Below are 9,011 nucleotides of genomic sequence, written 5' to 3'. Positions count from 1 at the left end.
AGGCTGCGATCTTTTGATCTTGATTTAGAAACAGGATCAAAAGATCGCAGCCTTCGGCAGCTCCTACAGGGATTTTGGGTGGGTTTGGGAGGTGTGCATCGGGTCGATATCCCCGCAACCGGGCAAACCCCCACCCGTGGGCTATAACCCTATAGGGACGTATCGGGAAGTCGCCGCCATGAACATGCAGTCAAAATCTCTACCGGTCGAGGAGGGCAATCTCCGATTGAGCTCGCGCAAGCAGTCGTTCAACCTGCTGCGCTGGTTTTCACTGATCAGCATGGCGGTGATCGGTACGGTCGCCGTGGCGCTCGGGGCAGTCTCTACACGATTCGTGATCGAGGAAAGCGTGCAGCGCGATGCCTTGCTCACGGCGCAGTTCATTCAGGCGATTGCGTCAGCCGAGGTGCGCCACGTTTCCATTCCCAACATCCGAACCATGGGTGAGCTGCTCGATCCGCGTCAGGACAAGCATTTCCCTGACGTCAGCCCGCAGGCCCGGGCCGATGCACGCGGCGAATTTCTCGATCACATCGAACACTTGCCGGACGTGATTCTCGCCAACATTTACGCGCCTGACCGCCAGGTGATCTGGTCGACCAACCCGGTTCTGATCGGTACGAGCATCCACGCCGATGAGGATCTCGATCGCGCCTTCAACGAAAAAATTCCGGTGTCCGCCAGCTACCACGACGTCGACAAGGCCCGCGAGGAACAGAAGTTCGTCATCCCGCCGGATTACATCTTCATCGAAAACTACATCCCGCTGTTCGACGCTGAAGGCAAAAACGTCACGGCGATGGTCGAGATCTACAAGGAGCCCAAAGACCTGATCGCACGCATGGAACGTGGGCTGACGCTGATCTGGCTGGCCACCGCACTCGGCGGCGGGCTGATTTATCTGGGGCTGTACTGGATCGTGCGGCGCGCGGCGATTCTGCTCGCGGCCCAGCAAAAGCAACTGATTGCCAATGAAACCTTTGTCGCCCTCGGCGAGATGTCTTCAGCGGTGGCGCACAGTTTGCGCAACCCGCTGGCGACCATTCGGTCCAGTGCCGAACTGGCGCTGGAGTTCGATGCCGGCCCGGCGGAGAAAAACATCAAGGACATCATCGGCCAGGTCGATCGCATGTCGAAATGGGTGCGCGAGCTGCTGCAATCGTTACGCCCGCTCAACGATGACCCGGAACCGGTGAACCTCGTGGCGACGTTGCACGAAAGCCTCGTTGCCTTCGAGCAACAGATTGCCAAGGCCGGCGTGCAGGTGGTGTTCCACCCACAAAATACGCCGATGGTATTGAGCCAACCGGTGCAGCTGACGCAGATCCTTAACAGCCTGCTGGCCAATGCTCTGGAAGCAATGGACAAGGGCGGCACGCTGACCGTCAGCCTGGAACCGAGTGATGACCGTGGCGTGTGCGTGGTGCTCAGCGACACCGGCAAGGGCATGAATGAAGAACAACGCACCATGGCGTTTCGGCCGTTTTTCACCACCAAGTCGGGTGGCCTTGGCGTCGGCCTGGTGCTGGTCAAACGCATCATGGAGCGCTTTGGTGGCGGCGTGACGCTGGACAGTCGCGAAGGCGAAGGCACCACCGTGCGCCTGGCCTTTCAATTAGTCCCCTGACTTGCCCATTCCTGCCGAAGACCTGCGATCTATTGATTGATCGTTCCCACGCTCTGCGTGGGAATGACTCAAGGGACGCTCCGCGTTCCAATGGGACGCAGAGCGTCCCGGGCTGCATTCCCACGCAGAGCGTGGGAACGATCAAAAACCAGGATCAAAAGATCGTCCGATCGCGGCCCGAGCCTTCGTCAGCTCCTACATGAGGTTTGCACCACATAAAAAATTTATGAACTTCCCCCACCAATGGGTGTCAAGCCCCGGTCACCGGGGAGTGGGGAAACCCACAGCGTGCTCAAGTCTCTGTTACAACTGGAAATAATTTCTTGGCGCAGTAGTTGCAAAACACCATCACCCCTTCCTTGATGAGGCGGCTGGTGATGGACAAAACAACGCGTGACCCAAGTAACACCTTTCTGCTGACGCCTCTGAGCGTCTTTCTGATGTTGACCCTCGGCACCATGGCCGGCGTTCGCGCTAGCCCCATCGATGACGAGCGACAGCCAGAAACTTCCGACCCGTCGGCGTACTACGACGAACCGGACGACCGCGCCGGGGCGCTCAACAATATCCTGACCCTGCCCGAGGCCAACGAAGATTCCTTCGACTTGCCCGACGGCGTCAAAGGCAGCCGCGACTCGACTCGCACGGAAAACATTCTGCCGCCGACCGTGCAGACCAGTTTCAACTACCCCACCAACGGCAAGCCGAGCCCGCTCTATGGCGCGCAGCCGTTCACCCAGCAGTTGACCCTGTTCGAAGAGTTCGGCCCGGAAAAACTCGACCCGACCACGCCGGCCGCGCCGCTGCCATTTCCGCCGGCAGCGATTGGCCCGGCGCCCGCGCAAGACCCGAACAACGTCGCCCGCAGTGCGCCACCCGGCACTGCCCTCGATGCGTTCCTGCGCCAGCCGGGACTGACCCCGTTCCCGAGCCAATTCTCTAACATCGTCGACCGCAACCCGTGGCAGGCGCAGATCGAGGTGTTCCTCAACCGCCACATCGGCTCATCCGCTGAAGGGCGGCCACCAGGAAAAGGCTGGGCGCATCAGCGCTGGAACGAGTTCTACCCGCAAGCGGCCTACAAAACCGTGCAGACCGGTGCGCGGCTCAACGGTGGTCTGCGTGACAGTGTGCAAATGCACCATTACGCCGTCGGCGAATTCGGCCCCGGCGGCCTGTACCACAACGTCGCTGGTGTACCGCTGACCGATGGCACTTCCAAGGGCGTCGACCCGCGTTTCCACCCGGCGATGCCCGTGCAAAACCACAACTCGGTGTGGACCTTTGACGGCACGCTGCCGCCGAAACTGTTGATGGTGCGCTATGGCCAACCGGTGATGATGCGCCATTACAACGGCTTGCCGATCGATCCGTCGGCCAACCACGGTTTCGGCCTGCACACCATCAGCACCCACGAGCACAACGGTCACGCGCCGGCGGAAAGCGACGGCTATGCCAACGCGTTCTTCTTCCCAGGGCAGTTCTACGACTATCGCTGGCCGATCCAGCTCGCCGGTTACGACAGCATCAACACCAAGGCCGAAGACCCGCGCGCCGCATTCCCTTGCGCACCGGGCGAAACCCTGTGGGTCAACGACCTGGCGCCGGCGAAGAAGACCTGTGACAACGGCACCATCAAGATCCGCGGCGACTGGCGTGAAACCATGAGCACCCACTGGTTCCACGACCACATGCTCGATTTCACCGCGCAGAACGTCTACAAGGGCAACGCGGCGATGATGAACTACTACAGCGCGCTGGATCGCGGCAACGAGTCGGTGAACGACGGCGTCAACCTGCGTTTGCCGAGCGGCAGCGCCTTGCCGTGGGGTAACCGCGACTATGACGTCAACCTGGTGCTGGCCGACAAGGCCTGGGATCAGGAAGGGCAGTTGTGGTTCAACCCGTTCAACACCGACGGCTTTATCGGCGATCAGATGCTGGTCAACTGGCAGTGGAAACCGACCCTCGATGTGCGTGCGCGCAGCTATCGCTTCCGCATCCTCAACGGCTCGGTGTCGCGCTACTTCAAACTGGCGCTGGTGCGGGAAATCAAAGGCAGCGGCGGCGAGTTCCAGGGGCCGAAAAACTCCGGCCTCACATACAGCCGCGTGCCGTTCCACATGATCGCCAACGACGGCAACATCATGGAACACAGCGTGCCGTTCGACGGCTCGATGGACCTCGACGCCGATGGCGATAAGCAGAACCACAACGCGATCCTGCCGACCCAGGGCATCGCCGAGCGCTTCGACATCATCGTCAACTTCTCGAAAAACGGCATCAAGCCTGGCGACAAGTTGTTCTTCGTCAACCTGCAAGCCCACGACGACGGCAAAGGCCCGAAAGAAGTGATCTCGCTGGCTGACGTGCTCTCGGAGAAATACCTGCCGGTGATCAAGCAAACCAGCAAAGGGCCGCAGTGGGACAAGGGCGATCCGGTGGTCGGCAAGTTCCTGCAGCTCAACGTCAAGGCTTACACCGGCCAGGATCTGGCGATGAATCCGGCGGCCTACGAACCGGCGAAACCGGGCAAGGCTGAAGGGCTGGTGATGATTCCGCTGAAGCTGCACCGCGACAACGCCGCCGACAAAGTCGTGCTGGCCAAGGCGCGTCACCGTACCTTCACCTTCGGTCGTTCCGACGGCACCGATGAAGCACCGTGGACGGTCAAGACTGACGGCGGTTTCGGTTACCACATGGACCCGCGCCGGCTGAACGCCTCGACTCAGTTGTCCAGCGGCCCGACCGACGCCGGTGTGACCGGGTTCGGCACCTTGGAAGTGTGGAACATCAAGGCTGGCGGCAAGGGCTGGAGCCATCCGGTACACGTGCATTTCGAAGAGGGGATCATCCTCAGTCGCGGCGGCAAGGCACCGCCAGAATGGGAAAAATGGGCGCGCAAGGACGTCTATCGCATCGGTTCGGAAAACGATGGGCTGGACAGCGTCGAGATGGCGATCAACTTCCGCGAGTTCGCCGGGACGTACATGGAGCACTGTCACAACACCCAGCATGAGGACAACTCGATGCTGCTGCGTTGGGACCTTGAGAAGCCCGGGCAATTGCAGTTGATGCCGACACCGCTGCCAAGCTGGGACGGTGTGCGCTACGTCAATTCTGCTGCGCTGCCTACCTTCCGCAACGGCGATGGTCTTGGCCCACAAGTGGTCGTCAAGCCATGAACCGCCGCCACGGCGACAGCCAAGCGCTGCATACCCCGCGCTCTCGGGCGTTGGGCATGCACCTGGTGCTGCTGCTGGTGGCCTGTGTGCTCGGCAGCCGCGTGCTGCTGGCGCACCAGGCCAGCGTCGGCGCACCGCCAGCGGCCAGTGAATCCGCCACCCCGTGGGGTGGCGACTACTTCCCCAACACCCTGCTGACCGATCAGGACGGTCGGCAGGTGCATTTCTTCGATGACCTGATCAAAGACAAAGTGGTGGTGATCAACTTCATCTTCACGTCGTGCAGTGACTCCTGCCCACTGGAAACCGCACGCCTGCGCCAAGTGCAGAAACTGCTCGGTGATCGGGTCGGCCAGGACATCTTTTTCTACTCGATCAGCATCGATCCGCTTAGCGACACGCCCGAAGTGCTCAAGGCCTACTCGCAGCGCTTCAAGGTCGGCCCCGGCTGGAAGTTTCTCACCGGCGAATTCGCGGACGTCACCGACCTGCGCAAGAAGCTCGGGCTGTTTATCGACGGCGTCGACAATGGCCGCACCAAGGATCACAACCTCAGCCTGATCGTCGGCAACCAGAGCACCGGGCGCTGGATGAAAGCCTCGCCGTTCGAAAACCCGTGGATCCTCGCCGATCAACTGGCCAACACCCTGCAGAACTGGAAGCAGCCGAGCATCGAAGAAAGCTACGCCAATGCCCCGGACATTCGTCCGCCAAGCAACGGCGAAGAACTGTTCCGCACCCGTTGCGCTTCGTGCCATAGCCTCGGCCCGCAGGACGGTCAGGGCATCGGCATGCGCAGCATCGGCCCGGATCTGATCGGCGTGACCCGCAACCGCGACGGCAAATGGCTGAACCGCTGGATTCGCGAACCGGATCGCCTGCTCGCGGAAAAAGATCCGATTGCCCTGCAACTCTACGAGCAATACGAGCGAATCCCGATGCCCAACCTGCGCCTCGACGAGCAGTCCGCGCAGTCGATCATCGACTTTCTCAGTGACGAAACCGAGCGCCAGCATCCGTCCACCGCCGCAGTGGCCGACGGGGCGTTGACGCCAGTAAAACCGGGCGATCCAGCCGCAGCGGTGAGTCGTATGCAGTAGCGGCGAAATAGCATCATTGAACCGTGTGTCACGGCCAGAGCCACCTACACTGATGGCTGTAACTGGCTCGATACAAAACTCCAGGGCACTCCCATGCAGCGACTGGAAGCACAAAAAACCACTGCACCGAACGCTTCGGTCGCAGGCAAGGGCTGGCGCGAGCAGTTCAATCTGCTGCGCTGGTTCTCGCTCGCCAGTTTTTTCATCATCGCGGCGGTGGCGCTGGGCCTCGGTTACATCTCCACGCGCTTCGTCGTCACCGAAAGCGTGGAGCGCGATGCGCTGCTGACCGCGCAATTCGTTCAGGCCATTGGCGCGGCGGAAATGCGTCACGCCAAAATCAATCCGAACCGCACGATGGGCGAGATGCTCGACCCTCGTCAGGACAACCATTATCCCGATGTTGATCCGGCGCTACAGGCGTCGGCGCGCACCGAGTTTCTCGACCACGTCGAACACTTGCCGGACATTCTCCTGGCCACCGTGTACGCATTGGATCGCACGGTGATCTGGTCGACCAACGCCGAACTGATCGGTGTGCACATCGACGACGATGACGAACTCGATCAGTCGTTCGAGATGAAGGTGCCGGTGTCCTCCAGCTACCACAAAATCGACGATGAACGCCCCGAACAGCGTCTGCTGCGTGAGCCGAAATACCTGTTCATCGAGAACTACATCCCGATGTTCAATGCCGACAAAAGCAAAGTCATCGCCATGGTCGAGATCTACAAGGAGCCGTCGGATCTGGTCGACCGCATCGACCGTGGATTCGCATCGATCTGGGCGGCGACGTTTTTTGGCGGCGCGGCGATCTTTCTCGCCTTGTTCTGGATCGTCCGCCGCGCGGCTAAATTGCTGCAGAGTCAGCAACAACAACTGATCAGCAACGAAACCTTTGTCGCCCTCGGCGAGATGTCCTCAGCGGTCGCACACAGCCTGCGTAATCCACTGGCGACCATTCGCTCCAGCGCCGAACTGGCCCAGGAAATCGCCAGTCCCGGCGCGCAACGCAATATTGGCGACATCATCAGTCAGGTCGACCGCATGTCGCGTTGGGTGCGCGAGTTGCTGGTGTCGCTGCGGCCGATGAATGACGACGGTGAGGCCGTCGATCTGATGTTGGCGGTGGAAGACACCTTTGGCGCATTTGATGCATTGATCAAACGCAGTGGCGTCGAAGTGCGATTCAGTCCGCAAAGCTGCGCGCCAGTCGTCAGTCAAAAGGTGTTGCTCACGCAAATACTCAATAGCCTGTTTGCCAACGCCCTCGAAGCCATGCCCAAGGGCGGTGTGCTCACCGTTGAATTTGAATCGCCGCACCCCGACAGCGTACGCATGACCCTGAGCGACACCGGCAAGGGCATGAGCGCGCAGCAGCAACTGTTGGTGTTCAAGCCGTTTTTCACCACCAAACAGGGCGGCCTCGGGGTTGGCCTGGCGTTGGTCAAACGAATCATGGAGCGTTTTCAGGGCTCGGTCGTCTTGACCAGCCGCGAGCAGGAAGGAACCCGCGTCAGTCTCAACTTCAAAGTGGCATCGGGAGGGGAATATGGAACACAGCATTCTGCTGGTCGAGGATGACGAACTGCTGGCCGAAAATATTCAGACCTACCTGGAGCGCAAGGACTTCGAGGTGACGGTCTGCCATTCGGCGGAGGACGCGTTGGGGCAACTGGAAACCTTCATGCCCGACATAGTGCTGACCGACAACTCGCTGCCGGGCATGAGCGGTCACGACCTGATTCAGAAGCTGCGCGTCAGCGCGCCGGATCTGAAAGTGATCATGATGACCGGTTACGGCAACGTCGAAGACGCGGTGGTGGCAATGAAGGAGGGTGCCTTTCATTACGTCACCAAACCGGTGGCGTTGCCGGAACTCAAACTGCTGCTCGACAAAGCCCTGGCCACTGAACGGATGGAGCGCACGTTGTCGTTCTATCAGGAACGTGAGGCGCAGAAATCCGGGGTGCAGGCGCTGATTGGCGACTCGGCGCCGATGCAGTATCTGAAGAACACCATCGGCCAATTGCTCGACGCCGAGCGGCGCATGGCCAATACCGATCTGCCGCCGGTGTTGGTGGAAGGCGAGACCGGCACTGGCAAAGAGTTGGTGGCCCGCGCACTGCACTTCGACGGCCCGCGCAGCAAAGGCCCGTTCATTGAATTCAACTGTGCGTCGATCCCGTCGAATCTGGTCGAGTCGGAACTGTTCGGCCATGAGAAAGGCGCGTTCACTGACGCCAAGGACCGCCGGGTCGGGCTGGTCGAAGCGGCGGATGGCGGCACGCTGTTTCTCGATGAGGTTGGGGAAATGGACTTGCTGTTGCAGGCCAAGCTGCTGAAGCTGCTGGAAGACCGGACGATTCGCCGCGTCGGTTCGGTTAAAGAACGCAAAGTGAACCTGCGGGTGATCAGCGCGACCAACTGCAACCTTGAGCAAATGGTCCAGCAGGGCAAATTCCGCCGTGACCTGTTTTTCCGTCTGCGGATCATTTCGATCAAAGTGCCGCGTCTGTATGCGCGGGGCGAGGATATTCTGCTGCTGGCGCGGCATTTCCTCGCCAGCCATGGCAAGCGTTATGGCAAACCCAATCTGCATTTCAGCGATCAGGCCGAGGAGTTGCTGCTCAGTTACACCTGGCCGGGCAACGTGCGCGAGCTGCGCAACATGCTTGAGCAAACCGTGCTGCTGGCGCCGAGCGATACGATTGCCGCGCATCAACTCAACGTGTGCATGAGCCTGTGCGACGAGTTGCCACCGCAGCATCAGCATCAGCATCACGAACCGGCGCCGCACTACGAACCGCGTCCGGCGAGCAATATGGAGTCGATGAACCTGCCGGAAGTCGAACGCGACATGGTGCGCAAGATGCTCGACAAGACCGACTGGAACGTCACCAAATCCGCACGCTTGCTGGGCCTGAGCCGCGACATGTTGCGCTACCGCATCGAAAAACTTGGCCTCGCCCGGCCGGATAAACGGCAGTGGTAAAAATGGAGATTGTTGATCCAGCACAAATCCCTGTGGGAGCGGGCTTGCCCGCGATGACGGAGTGTCAGTCGCGAAATTTACAGGCTGACGGGACGCCATCGCGG

5 protein-coding genes are annotated in these 9,011 nt (G+C 60.4%); all 5 read left to right on the top strand.

Annotated elements, in window-relative coordinates:
- The first annotated feature begins 178 nt into the window (after positions 1–178).
- The 5 genes from EJA71_RS19420 to EJA71_RS19400 all read left to right on the top strand — a co-directional run bounded on the left by EJA71_RS19420 (position 179) and on the right by EJA71_RS19400 (position 8,907).
- Positions 179–1,627, top strand: coding sequence for an ATP-binding protein (locus tag EJA71_RS19420; RefSeq protein WP_158959234.1), 1,449 nt, complete (start codon positions 179–181; stop codon positions 1,625–1,627).
- Between the two features lie 377 nt (positions 1,628–2,004).
- Positions 2,005–4,812, top strand: coding sequence for a multicopper oxidase domain-containing protein (locus EJA71_RS19415; RefSeq protein ID WP_158959233.1), 2,808 nt, complete (start codon positions 2,005–2,007; stop codon positions 4,810–4,812).
- Positions 4,809–5,912: an SCO family protein gene (locus tag EJA71_RS19410; protein WP_158959232.1), complete on the top strand. Its 1,104-nt coding sequence runs from the start codon at positions 4,809–4,811 to the stop codon at positions 5,910–5,912. Before EJA71_RS19415 ends, EJA71_RS19410 begins: the two co-directional genes overlap by 4 nt.
- 93 nt (positions 5,913–6,005) lie before the next feature.
- A complete protein-coding gene (locus EJA71_RS19405; protein ID WP_158959231.1) occupies positions 6,006–7,496 on the top strand; it encodes a HAMP domain-containing sensor histidine kinase in 1,491 nt (496 codons plus the stop codon).
- A complete protein-coding gene (locus EJA71_RS19400) occupies positions 7,465–8,907 on the top strand; it encodes a sigma-54 dependent transcriptional regulator (protein WP_158959230.1) in 1,443 nt (480 codons plus the stop codon). The genes EJA71_RS19405 and EJA71_RS19400 overlap by 32 nt, the downstream gene beginning before the upstream one ends.
- Positions 8,908–9,011 lie beyond the last annotated feature (104 nt).

Origin of the sequence: Pseudomonas sp. PB106 (genome assembly GCF_009764645.1) — a bacterium.
Classification (GTDB): domain Bacteria; phylum Pseudomonadota; class Gammaproteobacteria; order Pseudomonadales; family Pseudomonadaceae; genus Aquipseudomonas.
This window is presented reverse-complemented; position numbering and strand designations above follow the sequence as displayed.